We start from the raw sequence: 14,474 nt of genomic DNA on the forward strand, positions 1-14,474 counted from the left end.
GTGTCGAGCCGGACCAACCGGCGCTCATCGTCAAGCTGCGAAGGCATAACGGCTGCGATGGGCCATCAACTACCGGCTGTGTTCAAGCCATTGACACCTCTATTACCCAGCATTTACGTTCCGGCCATCTGAGAGCGCTCTCAGACTCCCCTCCTGTGAAGACTTGAGGTGCCGCATGCCATCCCCACACACCAGACGGGCAGCGATACTGCTGCTGGCCCCAGCCCTCGCCGCATTCGGTCTGGGCCCGGCCGCCACACCGGCGGCCGCGGCCACCGTGCCCGTCGGCTCGGGCAGTTACTCCGACACCCGGCCGTCCGGTACGTCCGGCCCCACCACCAACACAGGAACGCCGGTCACGCCCAAGGTGACCGCCGCCGCGCGCAACCGGGCCGTGCCCACCAACGACTGGTGGTCCTCCCTCGCCTTCCAGCGCTACGGCGACAATCCGTGGTCGACCCCCATGTACGGGCACCCCCTCACCTACCAGGCCACGGCCGGCGGACTCGACGTCGGCTACCCGACCTCCCCCTCGATCGTCGGTGACGGCCGTCAGTACGAGTACGCCCACAAGCGGGACCTCACCATCGGGCTGAGCGGACTCAACTCCCCGGACACCAAGGCCGACGACTGGTCCGACTGGACGGTCACCCCCCTGTGGTCCGACGGCACCCGCACGCTGCGCACCACCATCGGCCACGGCTCCCCGTTCGTATACGCCAAGGGCACGGGTGGCAACGCGCAGATCACCACCGCCGGCGCACCCACAGTCTTCAGCGACCAGGGCAACGTCCTCGGCATCACCGTCGCCGGACACCACTACGCGCTCTTCGCACCGACCGGCAGCGACTGGAACGTCTCCGGGTCCACCGTCACGGCGGGCCTGGGCTCGAAGGACTACTTCTCCGTCGCCGTGCTGCCGTCCACCGGCGCGCTGGCGACCTTCAAGAAGTACGCCTTCAGCTTCGTCACCGACTCCAAGGTCGCCTGGAGCTACTCCGGTGGCACCGTCCGCGCCACCTACACGCTCACCACGGAGGCCAAGGAAGGCACCGAGCGGGGCACGCTGCAGGCGCTCTACCGTCACCAGTGGCTGAACACCTCCGACGCCCTGACCTCCTACACCTACGTCTCACCGCGCGGCACCATGAAGGTGCGCGAGTCGGCCTCGTTCACCACGAGCCAGAAGGCGGCACCGGTCCTGCCCGGGCTGCCCAAGTCCAGCGGTGTGGACGCGGCCCGGCTGCGCGGCTACCTGAACGAGGTCGTGAACGCCTCCGACCCCTTCTCCGGCGCCACCGACACCTACTGGACCGGCAAGGCGCTCGGCCGTCTCGCCCAACTCGTCCCGGTGGCCGAGCAGATCGGTGAGACCGGCACACGCGACCGCCTGCTCGGGCTGCTCAAGGGCAAACTCCAGGAGTGGTTCACAGCGGGTGGCGCCAACGAGTTCAGCTACGACAAGGACTGGAAGACCCTCACGGGCTACCCGGCCTCGTACGGCAGCGACACCGAACTGAACGACCACCACTTCCACTACAGCTACTACGTCTACGCGGCCGCGATCGTCGCGCAGTACGACCAGGCATGGGCCGCCGACTCCGCGTGGGGCGGCATGGTCAAGACCCTGGTGCGGGACGCCGTCAACCCCAGCCGCACCGACAGCGCCTTCCCCTTCCTGCGCGGTTTCGACGTCTACGCCGGTCACAGCTGGGCCTCCGGCCACCAGGGCTTCGCCGCCGGCAACAACCAGGAGTCCTCCTCCGAGTCCACGAACCTCAGCGCGGCCCTCGTCCTGTGGGGTTCCGCCACCGGGGACACGTCTCTGCGCGACCTCGGCACCTACCTGCTGACCACCGAGTCGGAGTCGATCGCGCAGTACTGGTTCGACGCCGACCAGCAGGTCTTCCCCTCCTCCTTCAACCACGACACGGCCGGCATGGTGTGGGGAAGCGGCGCGGCCTACTCCACCTGGTGGACCGCCAACCCCGAAGAGATCCACGGCATCAACGTCCTGCCCGTCACGGGCGGTTCCCTGCACCTCGGTGGCGAGAAGGCCGCGATCCGGCGCAACATCGCCGAGATGGAGCGGGAGAACGGCGGCCCCGCCGTCGAATGGCGCGACATCCTCTGGGAGTTCGAGTCCCTGGCCGACCCCGCCGCGGCCAAGTCGAAGTGGGACGCGGGCAACGCGAACTACACCCCGGAACAGGGAGAATCGAAGGCGCACACGTATCACTGGATCAACACACTCGACGCACTCGGCGCACCGGACACGACGGTGACCGGCGACCTCCCCACCTCGGCCGTCTTCACCAAGGGGACGACCCGTACGTACGTCGCCCACAACCACGGGGCGTCGGCGCGGACCGTCACCTTCTCGGACGGGAAGACGCTCTCGGTTCCGGCTCGCTCCACCGCGACCGCCACCGGGTCGGGATCCTCGGACCCCGACCCGGACCCCGACCCGCCGACGGGGAACACCTTCCAGCTCCGCAGCGGTGGAGTGCTGACCACGGCGACCGGTGGCACCTCCGGCAGCGACACGATCGCCTCCGGCGGCGGCGCCAACCACGACGGCACGCCGTACCAGCCACTCGTCTACGAGGTCCGCGGAGTCAACGGCACGCCCACCCCGGGCGCGGGTACGACGTTCCGGCTGCAGGTGGACGCCGGCACCACCGTCGGCCTCGGCCAGCAGGCACGTGTCAGCTACGACTTCACCGGTGACGGCAGCTTCGACCGGACCGAGACGTACAACTACTTCGCCACCGACCCGGTCGCCGGATGGGAGGAGTACACGCAGACGCGCGGCCTCAAGGCGTCCACAGGCACCCTCGGCGCTCTCAAGGGCGGAACCGTCCGGCTCGAGGTCTGGAGCGCCATCGGCAACGGCACGTCGAAGCTGCAGACCGGCACGGACAAGTCCGTGGTGGTGATCCCCTACAGCTGAGCCGACGCACGAGGCTCGTGCGGCGGGCGACGGCACCGACGCGTCGCCCGCCGCACCGCGCCATCCTCACCAGGCAGATCGAGCACTTCGGCACTCCCCGACGCCGGCAACAGTGGACACCTGCCTCCCCCCCCCCACTTTTCTGGGATGGGATACGCCTGCCGATCGCGGCACTGTTGACCTGGTCGACGGCGGCGAGCCGCCTGCGGCGCATCCGTGACGACAACGAGGGGGAAGACATGTCCATCCGAAGAAGGACCATCGGGCTGCTGACCGCAGCCACGGCCGCCGCCGGCCTGACGGTGGCGGGAGTTCCGGCCGCTGTCGCGGCCCCGTCCGCGGCGGACCACGCGGCCACGGCCTCGGTGTGGCGGAACATCGCCCTGACGGGCACCTTCACGATCCGCGACGACGAGGGGATCTTCGCCGCCGGTACCTACTGCGACGGCAACGTCGCCTCCGAGGGCTGGGTGAACGAAGTCCGCACGCCGTCGGTGTGGTGGGAGACCACGTGCGGCGGCGAGATCCGCGTGGAGAAGCACGTGTCCGCGCAGACCGACGCCACCGGCGGAGTCACGATCCACGTGACCCTGCAGTTCTACGAGGGCACGAACGACACCAACACCGACCTCGACGCCGAGTACAACTTCAACCGCTACGTCCCCGCGGGACAGACCTCGACGATCAGCGAGATCACGCTGCGCAACGGGGAGAACGGCGGCAAGGACTGGGCGAAGCTCAACCTCGTCCTGCACAACAACCGCTGACCGGCGGCGGGGCTTCGGTCCCGCTTCCCGAGCGCACCCGTTCCCGGGCACGGCAAGCGGAGGCACGGCCGCCTGCGCAAGCCGGGCTCGGGAACCGCTGCTCGGACTTAGCCTCGGACCATGAGACGTGACGGGGGAACGACGCGGGTCGGCGAGATCGGGGACGCGGCGGCGCGGGCGGCGCGGTCCGCGCAGAACGTCGAGGAGTTCTTCGAGGCGGTGAAGCGGGTCGTACGGCCCGCGGTGCGGTTCGACGTGTGTGCGTGCGTGACCGTGGATCCGCAGACGTTGATGAACACCGGCGGTGACTACCGGGACGGCCTGCCGCCCGCCATGCTGCCGCGCATGCTCGACATCGAGTACCGCGAGGGAGACGCCAACGACCTGTCGGATCTGGCGGCCAGGCCGACGCCGGTGGGCCTGCTCAGCCGGGAGACGGGCGGCAACCTCGACCTCAGTCCCCGGTACCGCGACATCATGCGGCCCTTGGGCTTCCGCGACGAGTTGCGTGTGCTGTTGCGGGACCGCCACGGGGCGTGGGGCGCCCTGGTCATGGGACGCGCCGACGACGCGCCCCCGTTCGGCTCGCCGGAGCTGGCCGCGGCGGCGGCGTTGGTCCGACCGCTGGGCGATGCACTGCGTCGGCTGCACCTGACACGGCTCGCCGAGGAGAACGCCTCGGCGCTGGCGCCGGGACTGGTGCTGCTGGACGGCGGCCATCAGGTGGTGCACACGACGCCCACCGTGGCCACGTGGTTCGACGACCCGGCTCACTCCGGCGACGTGCCGACCGGTGACCACGGACTGCCGCCCGCCGTCTACGCGCTGGCAGCGGCCGTGCAGGCCGACGGGGCCGCGCCCTCCCACACCTCGTGGATGCACAGTCACCGGCACGGCCGGGTCCGGTTACACGCCTGGCGCTTGGACGCATCCTCGGCGACCCCGGCGCGCACCGCCGTCGTCGTCGAACGGGCCGGTCCCGCCGAGCACATCTCGCTGATCGTCGCCGCGTACGGGCTGACCCCTCGTGAGAGGGACATCACGGTCTCGGTGCTGCGGGGGAAGTCCACCGCCGACATCAGCCGTAGCACCGGCTTGTCACCGCACACGGTCCAGGATCACCTCAAGGCGGTGTTCGACAAGACGGGTGTCCGCAGCAGACGGGACCTGGTCGCCACCCTTTTCGCCCGTCACTACTTGCCGGACATCATGGTGGCCGCATCCGAGCCGCACCCTCGCTCCCGGAGCTGAGGCGGCAGGTCCTGGGACTCGGCGACTTCACCACGTCCGGCGCCGGCGTCCTTCAGCCACTCGCCGGAGCCTCCTCGGCAGCGGCGCCGACGGCCACCGCGCCCGGGGCGAGCCGGACGAGCCGGGGTGCGGGGGCGCAGCAACCGCCGCCACTCTGGTCGGATTCGGGGGCGTCGAAGAGGCCGGCACCGCCGCACACCCCGGTCTCGGGCAGGGTGAGTTCGACGCGGTCGGCCGCCTCGAGGTCGTCGGCGATGGCGGCGGCGACGGAGCGGACCTGCTCGTAGCCGGTCATGGCGAGGAAGGTCGGGGCGCGGCCGTAGGACTTCATGCCGACCAGGTAGATGCCCCGTTCGGGGTGGGAGAGCTCGCGGTGGCCGTGCGGGGGGACGGTGCCGCAGGAGTGCTGGTTCGGGTCGATCAGCGCAGCGAGCTCGACGGGGGCCTGGAGGCGCTCGTCGAGACCGAGACGGATCTCGGACAGGAAGGACAGGTCGGGGCGGAAGCCGGTCAGCACGATCACCTCGTCGACCGGGTCGAGGCGGCGGCCGTCCTCGCCTACCAGCACCGCACGGCCGTCCGTGGCGCGCTCGATCGCCTCGGTGCGAAAGCCCGTGACCGCGTCGGCGTGCCCCTGGTCGACGGCCGCCTTGGCGGCCAGGCCCAGGGCGCCGCGGGCGGGCAGTCGGTCGGCCTCTCCTCCGCCGAAGGTGGACCCGGAGATGCCGCGGCGCAGGATCCATACGCCCTTCGTGCCGGCGGCGTCGCCGGCCTCGGCCAGGTCGGCCAGGTCGGCGAGCGCGGTGAAGGCGGAGGCGCCGGAGCCGATGACGGCGGTGCGCTTGCCCGCGTACCGGGCGCGCACGGCCGGGTCGTCGAGGTCGGGGACCCGGTAGGTGACACGGTCGGCCGCCGCGTGCTCGCCGAGGGCGGCGAGTCCGCTGCCGCCGGCCGGGCCGGGCGTGGCCCAGGTGCCGGAGGCGTCGATGACCGCGCGGGCGAACAGGCGCTCCTCGGCTCCGTCGGCGTGGGCGACGTGGACGACGAAGGGCTGCTGCTCGCGGTCGGCGTCCACGATCCGGTCTCTTCCCGCCCGGGAGACTCCGGTGACTCGGGCGCCGGTGCGTACGCGCTCGCCGAGGACGTCGGCGAGCGGCTGCAGGTACTGCTCGACCCAGTCGCCGCCGGAGGGGTAGGTCGCCGGGTCGGGCCGCGTCCAGCCGGTCGGAACGAGGAGCTTCTCGGCGGCCGGGTCGACGACCTCGCCCCAGGTGGAGAACAGCCGTACGTGCGACCACTCCCGCACCGCTGCACCGGCGGCCGGGCCGGCTTCGAGGACCAGGGGCTCGACGCCGCGCTCGAGCAGGTGGGCGGCGGCGGCCAGACCGGTGGGGCCGGCGCCGATCACGAGGACGGGCAGCTCGGTGGTGGGGGACGCGCTCACGGCGACTCCTTGCATGATTCGACGTTCGTCGATGTCTTCCCTGGCCAGCATGGCACCGGCATCGACAGACGTCAACATAGACACCTATCGAATTCGGGAGGAGTTCCTTCGTGGATCGCGTCGAGGTGGCGGCGATCGGGCGGCGGGTCGCCCGCCTCGAACGCCCCCACCCGGGGGGTGCCGCACCGGCGGCCGTTCTGCAGCCGAATCGCCCGCCTGCCCGCCTGGTTAGACATGTGTCAACATAGACGCATGTCCCACGCGAAGGCGCTGCCGCTGCTCGATTCCGCCGATGGTCAGGGCGCGGCGCCGTGCTGCCCGCCGCTGACCGAGCGGCCCATGACCGCCGAGGAGGCCGAGACGGCCGCGCGGATGTTCAAGGCGCTCGGCGACCCGGTCCGTCTCCGCCTCTTCTCTGCCGTGGCCTCCCACGAGGGCGGCGAGGCGTGCGTGTGCGACATCTCGGACGTCGGCGTCTCCCAGCCGACCGTCTCCCACCACCTGAAGAAGCTCAAGGAGGCCGGGCTGCTCACCTCCGAGCGGCGCGGCACCTGGGTCTACTACCGCGTCGAGCGGTCGGTACTGGCGGCGATGGGCAAGCTGCTGACCCTGCCGGCCGCGACCTGACCGGCGGTCGGCGCCGGAGCCACTGGCACGGCATCGACTGGACGGGGCGACGGGCATGGACGGGACGGGTCAGCGGGGCGGCGTTCCGGGGCGCGTGGTGAACGTACGGCGCCAGGCGAGGGAGACGTGGACCAGCGCCACGAGGACCGGGACCTCGATGAGCGGGCCGACGACGCCGGACAGGGCCTGGCCGGAGGTGACGCCGAAGGTGGTGACGGCGACCGCGATGGCGAGCTCGAAGTTGTTGCCCGCCGCGGTGAACGCCAGGGTGGCGGTGCGGTCGTAGGCCAGACCGAGGGCCTTGCCGAGGGCGAAGGTGCCGAACCACATCACCGCGAAGTACACCAGCAGCGGCAGCGCGATCCGCGCGACGTCCCACGGCTGCGAGGTGATCGTCTTCCCTTGCAGGGCGAAGAGGACGACGATCGTGAACAGCAGCCCGTACAGCGCCCACGGCCCGATCCTCGGCAGGAACCGCTGCTCGTAGTCGGCGCGCCCGAGTTTCTTCTCGCCCGCGCGTCGGGTGAGGAAGCCCGCGGCGAGCGGGATGCCGAGGAAGATCACGACGTTCAGCGCGATCCTCCCCATGGAGATGTCCAGGTGCTCGCCGTCTCCCAGGCCGATCCAGCCGGGCAGCAGGTCGAGGTAGAACCAGCCCAGCAGCCCGAACGCGAGGACCTGGAAAACCGAGTTGAGGGCGACGAGGACGGCGGCGGCCTCGCGGTCGCCGCAGGCGAGGTCGTTCCAGATGATCACCATGGCGATGCAGCGGGCCAGGCCGACGATGATCAGACCGGTGCGGTACTCCGGCAGGTCCGGCAGGAAGGTCCACGCGAGCGCGAACATGACCGCGGGGCCGACGACCCAGTTGACGACCAGCGAGGAGACCATCAGCGTGCGGTCGCCGGTGACGGCGTCGAGCCGGTCGTAGCGGACCTTCGCCAGCACCGGGTACATCATGACCAGCAGGCCGAGCGCGATCGGCAGCGAGATCCCGCCGATCTCCACCCGCGCCAAGGCGTCGTTCAGCCCGGGGACGAGCCGGCCGAGTCCGAGGCCGATGGCCATCGCGGCGAGAATCCACACCGCCAGGTAGCGGTCGAGGGTGGAGAGCCTGGCGACGACCGACGACTCGAGCGCGGTTGCGGTCGTGGTGGACTGCGTGGACGTCACGGGCAGGCCCGCCTGTTCTCGGCAGCGGTACGGGCGGAAGCGGCGAGGGCGGCGAACTGCCCGGACAGGCCGGCCAGCACCTCGGGCTTGAGCCTGTAGTAGGTGAAGCGTCCGCACGGCTCGGTCTCCACCAGGCCGGCCTCGCGCAGCACCTTCATGTGGTTGGACAGGTTGGTCTGCTTGGCCCCGGTCTCCTCCACCAGGTGCGTGGTGCACAGCGTCTCGCGCGCCAGCAGGGTCACGATCCGCAGCCGGAGCGGATCGCCCAGCGCCCGGATCACATCAGGATCGACTGAAGTCAGCATCCACTGATACTGTCACATCATCGTTCGCTGATACGAGCGGATGCCGATGTCGTGGGCGGCGTGCAGCCGCCGTGAGACGAGAGAGCTCCTCATGCCCGCAAGTCCCGGCAGGAAGCCGTCGGTTCTGTTCGTCTGCGTCCACAACGCCGGCCGTTCCCAGATGGCCGCGGCCTGGCTGACCCACATGGCCGGTGACCGCGTCGAGGTCCGCTCCGCCGGCTCCGACCCGGGCGAGCAGATCAACCCGGCCGCCGTCGAGGCCATGGCCGAGGTCGGCATCGACATCTCCGCCGAGGTCCCGAAGATCCTCACCCTCGACGCGGTGAAGCAGTCCGACGTGTGCATCACCATGGGCTGTGGCGACACCTGCCCCGTCTTCCCCGGCAAGCGCTACCTCGACTGGAAGCTCGACGACCCGGCCGGACAGGGCGTGGAGGCCGTCCGTCCGATCCGCGACGAGATCAGGACGCTCGTCGAGGCCCTGATCTCCGAGATCGCCCCGTCGAGGCCCGGCGCGCGGGCGTGAGCGACAGACGCGACACCGTCGTCGTCGACTCCGCTCCCCCAGCCGCCTGACGCCGCCGCGAGCGCGACGGAGACCGTTGTGCGCCCCTCCCCCTACCGGTTGACGGACCGCATGCCTGCCTCGTCGTACCGCTCACCGGCCGCCTCGGGCAGCTCCGCGTCGATGCGGGCCAGGTCGTCCTTCGTCAGCTCGATGTCGACGGCGGCGGCGTTCTGCCTCAGGTAGGTGCGGCGCTTGGTGCCCGGGATCGGCACCAGGTCCTCGCCCTGGGCCAGCACCCACGCGATGGCCAGCTGAGCCGGCGTGACGTCCTTCTCGGCGGCGATCTCCTTCACCTTCGCCGCCAGCCGCAGGTTCGCCTGGAGGTTGGCGTCCTGGAAGCGCGGGTTCTGGCGGCGCCAGTCGTCGGCGTCCAGGTCGTCCGGCGAGCTGAACCGCCCGGCGAGGAAGCCGCGGCCGAGGGGCGAGTACGGTACGAAGCCGATGCCCAGTTCCCTGCAGGCGGGCAGCACCTCGGCCTCCACGTCCCGCGACCACAGCGAGTACTCGCTCTGCACGGCCGTGATCGGGTGCACGGCGTGCGCACGCCGGATGGTGCGGGCGCCGGCCTCGCTCAGCCCGATGTAGCGCACCTTGCCCTCGGCGACCAGTTCGCCCAGCGCGCCGACCGTCTCCTCGATCGGCACGTTCGGGTCGACCCGGTGCTGGTAGTACAGGTCGATGTGGTCGGTTCCGAGTCGTTTCAGGGAACCGTGGACGGAGCTGCGGACGTGTTCGGCGGAGCCGTCCTGCGGGCCGACCGTGCCGGCGTCGCCCGGTACGGCGTCGTCCATCCGGTAGTTGAACTTCGTCGCGATCACGTATTCGTCCCGGCGCCCCCGGACGGCCTCGCCGACGAGGGACTCGTTGGTGAGCGGGCCGTACATCTGCGCGGTGTCCAGGAAGTTCACCCCGAGGTCGAGGGCGTGCCGGATCGTCGCGACGGCCTCCTCCTCGTCGGCGGTCCCGTAGAAGGCGGACATGCCCATGCACCCCAGGCCGATGGCCGATACCTGCAATTCCCGCAAACGACGCTTCCGCATGTCGTGTCCCAGCCTTCCCTTCGCAGTGATCGTCCGTCGGCGGCACGAAGCCTCCCCGTCCATCCAGGCATGGATGCGTCCACCCGGCATCCCGGAGGAGCGGGCGCTGGGGCGGCTTCGGGCACCGTTGCGCTCCCGACGCTACGACTTGGAGCGCACTCCAGCGCAAGGGAGGGATGAGGCAGCCCTTCGGGCTGGAGGCTCGCCGCTGTGGACGGTGTGCCGGTGGCCTGCATCTCGCGTGCGGTGTGGAGGGGGACCTCTCATGGTGCGAGGTCCTCGGGGGCTGCGGCCGGCTTCTCAGTGCTCGAAGATCGCCGTCGCCACCGGCACTGCCAGCAGCAGGCTGAGTCCGATCAGGGGGAGGCGGTCCAGCCACAGGACGGCGGCGAATTCACGGAGTGTCGCGGCCGGCCAGTAGGCGGGCGACGTCGGCGCGCCCACGACGTGGACGGGCACGCCGACACGGCGGGCCAGCAGCGTCGTGCGGTAGACGTGGAAGCTGCTGGTGACGACCGTGGCACGGTGGCCGGGAGCGGTGCCGTCCACGAGGGCCGCGCTGAAGCGGAGGTTCTGCCCGGTGTTGACGGAGCGGTCCTCCCGCACGATCCGGTCGGCGGGCACTCCGCGTCCGCGCAGGTAGTCGGCCATCGCGTCCGCCTCGGAGCGCACCTCGTCGTCGCCCTGCCCGCCCGAGACGACGAACACGGCACGAGGCGTGTCCGGTGCCCGCGCGCTGCCGACCGCGAGGGCGCGCTCCAGCCTGCGGGTCAGCAGCGGGCCGGGCCGGTCTCCGTCGAGCCCGGCACCCAGGACGACGACATGGGTGGTCTCCGGCAGGGGGGTGGTGCGGCCCCGGACGAACGCGTAGCCGGCGAAGACGAGGAAGAGCAGAGTCAGGTATCCCGCGGCCGCGTTCACCGCGACCAGGAGGTCACCGAGCACCTGGCCGCCGACCGCGTGGAAGACCGCGTCGAGGCCGAGCACCGCCAGCACCGCGCAACCGGCGGCCCCGGTCGCCAGCAGGGCTGCCTGCGGTCCGTAGCGCCGGACCAGCAGGACGCCGTCGGCCAGCAGCAGCAGACCCAGCGCGAGCGCCAGCATCACGGCGCCGACGGCGAGGCCGGTGGCGATGGCCGGGTGGGCCGCCCCATCACGAGCGGCCAGACCGAGTCCGGCGGAGGTCACCGCGAGGCAGAACAGGACGGCGGTGGAGAACCGGTGGGGTGCCAGCAGGGCGTTGACGACGCCGCCCGCGGCGAACACGACCGCGATGAGGTACTCCGGGTACTCCGGCATGTGCCGCACCGCTCCGCTCTCCCGCCCGCCTGTCGCCGCCCGCGGGTCCGACCCGTTGCGAACGGTTGCCGGCCATCCTTCCAGACCTCTGGTCGTGCGCCGAACGCGGGCGGGGGGTGCTGCGTTCGGCGCACGACCGGCGTGCCGTGCCGATGTGCGGCTTCGGCGGGCGCGCCGGACGCCGTCCGGTCCCCTCGACGAAGCGTCGGGCACTCCCTCCGCACGGCATCCCGCTCCGGCAGCCCTCCACAGCGCCACCCCGGTCGTCGCTGCCGAGGCCGTGGCGAGCGGGTGCCGCGCCGCGGGCGATGCCCGCAGGGGGGTGCCCGCAGGGGGGTGCCCGTCGGCGGTCTGTGACGGGCTTGGGGATCATGGCGGCGGGCCGGGAGAGACGCAGGGTCGGACGTCCGGCGGAGGCGGGGCAGGCCGACCGCTGCACGGCCGTCCGCCGCGCGGTGACCACCGCCGGAAAACGGTGACCACCGCCGGAAAACGGGGTGACCCCGTCCTCGCACGTCAGGACAATGTCCCGGTATCCACGAGCGAAAGGCGGCCGACCGTGACCGTCCCCAACGTCCTGCTCTCCGGCATCGTCGGATCGACCGCGTACGGTCTCGCCCACGAGGGTTCCGACATCGACCGCCTCGGCCTGTTCGCCGCACCCACCACGCAGTTGCACGGACTGCACCGGCCCAAGGAGTCGCACGTCAGCACGGCACCGGACCGCACCCTGCACGAGGCGGCCAAATGGTGCCGACTCGCGCTGGGCGGCAACCCGACGGTGACGGAGCTGGTGTGGCTCCCGGACGAGCTGTACGAGGTGCGGACCCCGCTCGGTGACGAACTCATCGGCATACGGACCGCGTTCCTGTCCGCCCGTCGCGTCCGAGACGCCTACCTCGGCTACGCCACGCAGCAGTTCCGGCGGCTCGAGGCCCGCGGCGACGGCTCGTTCTCCGCCGACACCCGCAAGCGCACCGCGAAGCACGCCCGGCACCTCAAGCGGCTGTGCACCCAGGGTCTGGAGCTGTACACCACCGGGCGGCTGACGATCCGCCTCGGGGATCCGGAGGAGTACCACGTCTTCGGCGAGCGCGTCGCCGCCGACCCGTCGGCGGCGCGGCCGCTGCTCAAGCGCTACGAGGACGCCTTCGAGGCGGGTCCCACGGTGCTGCCGGACCAGCCTGACGAGGCTCCGGTCGAGGCCTGGCTGCACCGGGTCCGCGCGCACTTCTACGCCCCGGCGGCGGACTCGGCCGTCGGGGTCGGCCGACGGTAGGGAACCCGGACGGTCCCCGAGGTCGGGCGCGTACCAAAGGTGTGTCCACGGGGTGCTCGGCCGAGGGTGTGGACCGGGTTCGGCGATCGTCTCGACTCCGGTGCTTCGGTCCCCGCGGGTTCCGGTGCCGGGGGGACGTTGTGCCGGGTGGGCAGGGCCGCGTTGCCTCACCGTGCACGCGGGGCGTTACGGGGCGCCCGCCCGGCACCGGCGTCGTGACGACGCCGGTGCCGGACGTCCACGAGGAGGTTGTCACCCTCGGCCCGTCGGTGAGCGCTCCGGATGCCCGCCGTTCGGATCGGAAGCGCTCCCGCCCACTCTCAGGACGAACGCTGCGACCGACGCCAGCCGTTGATCCTTTCCGCACCGTCCGGGGCCGGTGCCGGAGGCCGGATCGTGCCGGTCAGCCGGCCGGGCGCCCCGGCACCGTCGCCGTCCCCGCCGGAGTTTCGGCGGACGCCGTGAACAGGTCCTCGCGCACACGGGCCGCGTCGGGGCCGTAGGCGATCCGGCGGGTGATGCGGGCCCCGACCGCCGATCCGCTCACCCAGGAAGCCGCCCGCGCCCGCACCCGTGCGGTCAGCGGCCCGCTCCGCCCCAGCAGAGCCTTGGCCTGGACGCGCTGCATGCGGTGCACCGCCGCCGCCACCGGCCGGCGCCGCCGCTCGTAGGGCAGCAGCCGTTCCCGGCTGGCATCGCCCGCGCGCACGGCCTCGACCAGCACCGGGTGCGCGGCCGCCGCGTCCTGCAACGCGAGGTTGATGCCCTGGGCGCCGATCGGCCCATGGGTGTGGGCGCTGTCACCGACCAGCATCAGCCCCTCACGCACCCACTCACCGGCCTGCGCGGCGAACACGTCCAGCAGGTGCACGTCCTTCAGCGAACGCAGGTGATCGTGGATGAGATCGGCCAAGGGCGGCACCGCCGTGGCGAGTTCAGCGCGGACCTCCGCGATGCCGCGGGCCGCCACCCGGTTCCAGGTGCGGTGTTCCAGGGTCCAGCCCACACGCAGCCGGTCGGGGTGGGTGTCGTGCACGAGCACGGCCCCGCCCTCGGTGCGATGGATGCGTACCGCGCCGATCGCCCGGCCCGCTGCGGGCAGCGAGAACCAGGCGACATCCTGGTCGAAGGCCTCCCGCCGGCCGGCACCGATCCCGGCCAGCATCCGAATCTGCGAGTAGCGACCGTCGGCACCGACCACGACCCGGGCCCGCACCGTGGTCGAGGCGACGCCGCGCCGGTGTGCCACCACCCCCGCGACCCGCCCGCCCTCACGCACCAGGGCTCCCGCACGGTACCCCTGCAGCAGGGTGAGTCCGGGCAGGGCACGGCAGGCGTCCAGGAGTTCGTCCAGCAGATGCCGCTGGGGCAGCGCGAGCAGGTGGTCGTAGGGGGCGGGCAGGCACCGGTAGTCGACGTCGAGGAGCACCCGCCGGTCCTGCACCACTTGGAAAGCGCCCAGTTCCCGGGCGCCGCGGCCACGGGCGGCATCCAGCACGCCCAGTTCGTCCAGGACCCGTTGACCGCCGGGCTGCAGAATCTCCCCGTGGAAGTCACGGCGCAGCGCGGTGGACCGTTCCACCAGGGCGACCCGTACACCCGAGCGCAGCAGCATCAAGGTGAGCGCGAGCCCGGCCGGTCCCGCACCCACCACGCAGACATCGGCACGCACCTCATCGGCGCGGTTCATCGCAGGTACACGCAGCAAAGTCACACCCCTCCACCGCCCCTCAGGCCTCGCCACGCGCGGCCGGGGTTCCCGCCCGGC

The 14,474-nt window shown here is 71.7% G+C and carries 12 protein-coding genes; 6 read left to right on the forward strand and 6 right to left on the reverse strand.

Features of this window, described 5'->3' with window-relative positions; genetic code table 11:
- The first annotated feature begins 175 nt into the window (after nt 1-175).
- From Q5694_RS29930 to Q5694_RS29940, 3 genes are all read left to right on the forward strand, one after another.
- Complete coding sequence (locus Q5694_RS29930; protein ID WP_333936589.1) at nt 176-2,953, forward strand: glycosyl hydrolase; 2,778 nt, start codon at nt 176-178, stop codon at nt 2,951-2,953.
- A 239-nt stretch (nt 2,954-3,192) separates the two neighbouring features.
- Nucleotides 3,193-3,720 (forward strand): hypothetical protein, encoded by a 528-nt coding sequence (locus Q5694_RS29935; protein WP_333936590.1) that lies wholly within the window; start codon nt 3,193-3,195, stop codon nt 3,718-3,720.
- A gap of 120 nt (nt 3,721-3,840) precedes the next feature.
- Nucleotides 3,841-4,971, forward strand: a complete 1,131-nt coding sequence (locus Q5694_RS29940; protein ID WP_333936592.1) for a helix-turn-helix transcriptional regulator — start codon at nt 3,841-3,843, stop codon at nt 4,969-4,971.
- A 52-nt stretch (nt 4,972-5,023) separates the two neighbouring features.
- Here Q5694_RS29940 and Q5694_RS29945 read toward each other — a convergent pair whose 3' ends face one another.
- A complete protein-coding gene (locus Q5694_RS29945; RefSeq protein WP_443040968.1) occupies nt 5,024-6,430 on the reverse strand; it encodes an NAD(P)-binding domain-containing protein in 1,407 nt (468 codons plus the stop codon).
- A 237-nt stretch (nt 6,431-6,667) separates the two neighbouring features.
- On the opposite strand from Q5694_RS29945, the gene Q5694_RS29950 reads away from it, so the two are divergent.
- Nucleotides 6,668-7,042 carry an ArsR/SmtB family transcription factor gene (locus Q5694_RS29950; protein WP_333936594.1) on the forward strand — a complete coding sequence of 125 codons (375 nt, stop codon included), beginning with the start codon at nt 6,668-6,670 and terminating at the stop codon, nt 7,040-7,042.
- Nucleotides 7,043-7,111: 69 nt separating this feature from the next.
- Here the strand turns inward: Q5694_RS29950 and arsB are convergent, their stop codons facing one another.
- Both arsB and Q5694_RS29960 read right to left on the reverse strand, forming a co-directional pair.
- Entirely contained in the window at nt 7,112-8,215 is a 1,104-nt protein-coding gene (arsB, locus tag Q5694_RS29955; RefSeq protein WP_333936596.1) for an ACR3 family arsenite efflux transporter, read from the reverse strand.
- Entirely contained in the window at nt 8,212-8,520 is a 309-nt protein-coding gene (locus Q5694_RS29960) for an ArsR/SmtB family transcription factor (RefSeq protein ID WP_333936598.1), read from the reverse strand. The genes arsB and Q5694_RS29960 overlap by 4 nt, the downstream gene beginning before the upstream one ends.
- A 91-nt stretch (nt 8,521-8,611) precedes the next feature.
- Here Q5694_RS29960 and Q5694_RS29965 point away from each other — a divergent pair, with 91 nt between their 5' ends.
- The gene (locus Q5694_RS29965) at nt 8,612-9,046 is read left to right on the forward strand and encodes an arsenate reductase ArsC (RefSeq protein WP_333936599.1); all 435 of its coding nucleotides are present in this window, start codon (nt 8,612-8,614) and stop codon (nt 9,044-9,046) included.
- A 92-nt stretch (nt 9,047-9,138) separates the two neighbouring features.
- Here the strand turns inward: Q5694_RS29965 and Q5694_RS29970 are convergent, their stop codons facing one another.
- Together Q5694_RS29970 and Q5694_RS29975 are read right to left on the reverse strand one after the other, a co-directional pair.
- Nucleotides 9,139-10,128, reverse strand: a complete 990-nt coding sequence (locus Q5694_RS29970) for an aldo/keto reductase (protein WP_333936600.1) — start codon at nt 10,126-10,128, stop codon at nt 9,139-9,141.
- Nucleotides 10,129-10,428: 300 nt separating this feature from the next.
- Nucleotides 10,429-11,427, reverse strand: coding sequence for a YdcF family protein (locus Q5694_RS29975; RefSeq protein WP_333936601.1), 999 nt, complete (start codon nt 11,425-11,427; stop codon nt 10,429-10,431).
- Here Q5694_RS29975 and Q5694_RS29980 point away from each other — a divergent pair.
- Nucleotides 11,426-12,706, forward strand: a complete 1,281-nt coding sequence (locus Q5694_RS29980) for a nucleotidyltransferase domain-containing protein (protein WP_333936657.1) — start codon at nt 11,426-11,428, stop codon at nt 12,704-12,706. The genes Q5694_RS29975 and Q5694_RS29980 overlap by 2 nt on opposite strands.
- 403 nt (nt 12,707-13,109) lie before the next feature.
- Here the strand turns inward: Q5694_RS29980 and Q5694_RS29985 are convergent, their stop codons facing one another.
- On the reverse strand, nt 13,110-14,396 hold the full coding sequence (locus Q5694_RS29985; RefSeq protein WP_333936603.1) for an FAD-dependent monooxygenase: 1,287 nt from the start codon (nt 14,394-14,396) through the stop codon (nt 13,110-13,112).
- Nucleotides 14,397-14,474 lie beyond the last annotated feature (78 nt).

Origin of the sequence: Streptomyces sp. AHA2 (genome assembly GCF_036857595.1) — a bacterium.
GTDB lineage: Bacteria > Actinomycetota > Actinomycetes > Streptomycetales > Streptomycetaceae > Streptomyces.